This window comes from Mycolicibacterium chlorophenolicum, assembly GCF_001044235.1.
GTDB classification, from domain to species: domain Bacteria; phylum Actinomycetota; class Actinomycetes; order Mycobacteriales; family Mycobacteriaceae; genus Mycobacterium; species Mycobacterium chlorophenolicum.
Map to the genome: position 1 here is coordinate 1 of NZ_JYNL01000013.1, position 1996 is coordinate 1996.

Below are 1996 nucleotides of genomic sequence, written 5' to 3' on the forward strand. Positions count from 1 at the left end.
CACTGACCCGGTGTAGGGGGCTTCGAGCATCATGCCGTCGCCGAGGTACATGGCTTCGTGCTGGCTGGCGTTGGGGCCGTAGAAGATGAGATCGCCGCGCTGCATCTGCGATGACGGTACTTTGCGGCCGGCGTTGTACTGGGATCCGGAGTAGTGGTCGAGTTTGATGCCGACTCCAGCGAAGGCGTAGAGCATGAGGCCGGAGCAGTCGAAGCCGACGGTGTTGGCTCCTTGATCGATTCCCCGAGCGGGCCCGTTGGCGTTGCCACCGCCCCATGAGTAGGGAACGCCGAGTTGTGACATGGCTCGTCGGATCACGAACTCCGAGGCCTGGCGGCCGTACAGGCGGGGGATGCGTCCATTGGTGATGCCGGGATCTGCAGCAGCGGTCGCGGGGGAGAGGATGCCCAGTTTGGTGAGGAAGTTTCGGCCCATGTCGGCGGTGAGTTGCAGCGAGGTCGCCATGATTTTGAGGACGGCGTTGATGATGGCTATGGGGTCGCCGGCCACATTGGCGCTGGGCACCATCGGCAGCGTGGTGTCCCACTGGCCGGTGCCCGAGCTGTCCGCCGGTGCCGGGCTGGAGCGGTCCCATTGGCCGCTCGGCGGCACCGGGGTACCGGGTTGTGCGGCCGTGGGCTGGCGCGTGGTGGCTGCTACCGGTCGGGCAGTAGTGAGTCGGGTTTGTGCGGAGTCGCGTTCGGCGGCCAACCGGGTGAGGTCGGACTGCTGATTGGTGAATGCGCGTTGCGCGGCAACGAGTTCCGCGACTGCACCGTCCTGCCGTCGTTGCGCCTCGGCCGCTGCGGCGTCGGCGTCCAGCCGGGCCTGCTTGGCGGCTGAGAGTCGGTTGGCGCGTTCAGTCTGGCTTCGGCGAAGATCGTCTTTGACCCTGCCGAAGGCAAGGAGATAGGTCTGCTGCGTCGAGGCTGCCGAGAGGATGTCTTCAGGGCTGCTTGCCAGCGGCAGTGAGCGCGAGGGACCGTTCATATAGGTCGAGGCGGCGAACTCGTCGAAACGCTGCTGCGTCGCGTCGATGGCGGTTTGGCTGTCGGCGAGTGCTTTCTCGCTGTCGGCGAGTCTGCGGTGCGCCTCGGAGACCGCCTCGCGGGCGGTGGCAAGCTCAACCAGGGCCCGATTGACGCTCTCCTGCTTGTGTTGGATGTCCGCGCCGATATCGGCGACGTGCTGGTTGACCTCGGCGACGGCGGCGACAAGTCCTGCGACCGTTTCGCTGTCACCATCAGGTTCGCTTCCGTGGCCGGCCGTTGCGACGCCCGAGGTGTGCAGCACCAGCATTGACGCAAGTACCCCGGCGATGAGAAGTGAAGTGAGGCGCCGCATCAATTCTCCTGAGTGGGGCGGCTGCCGGGTGGCCGCGAGTCGGACGGGGCAGTGCGCCGACGTGTCATGTCTGACGGCCTACTACCGCTGTAAGTACGTAGTGGCATAGTACGTATTTGGAACGTACATCACTGGAGCATCAGGAGAAACGCCTGTCACAGTCTCAACTCGGTAACACCTGACCGGCCGGCAGGATCTGCTGTTGGCCCGAGGTGCCGGTGCCTTGGATCCGATTCGATGACGCACGCCGGGGCGAAATCGGTTGCGCAGCCACGGCGAGGTCCCCGACATCTGGTCTGTTGGCGGCTACATTAGGAGGCTGCAGGGTGCCGCCCTGTGCGAATCGGCCACCTCGTTAGAGCGAGCAGGAGTTGCGGCGGATGGAACAGCGAGGATTCGGCGATCTCGAAGCGGTGGTCATGGACTGGGTGTGGTATCACCAGGAGCCGGTCACCGTACGCGACGTGTTCGAGGACCTGTCTGAGCAGCGGCCAATCGCGTACACCACGGTGCTGTCGACCATGGACAACCTGTATCGCAAGCGGTGGCTAAACCTCAATCCGTGGATCGACCCTGTTGAGGTCCGGTCAGACTGATTTTGCTGTGCTGCGGTGGGTGGGCAGCGTGAATCCGCTGGTCTGTCCAGCTTTTC

Annotated in this window: 1 protein-coding gene and 1 pseudogene; one reads left to right on the top strand and one right to left on the bottom strand. The window is 64.4% G+C overall.

The features are described from left to right. On the bottom strand, positions 1–1344 hold a 1344-nt coding region (gene ripA / locus MCHLDSM_RS06595; RefSeq protein ID WP_048469442.1), incomplete at its 3' end, for an NlpC/P60 family peptidoglycan endopeptidase RipA. A 380-nt stretch (positions 1345–1724) separates the two neighbouring features. Between ripA and MCHLDSM_RS06600 the strand changes: the two are divergent. Next, positions 1725–1895 (top strand): annotated as a pseudogene (locus MCHLDSM_RS06600) (BlaI/MecI/CopY family transcriptional regulator); the annotation flags it as partial. Positions 1896–1996: the final 101 nt, after the last annotated feature.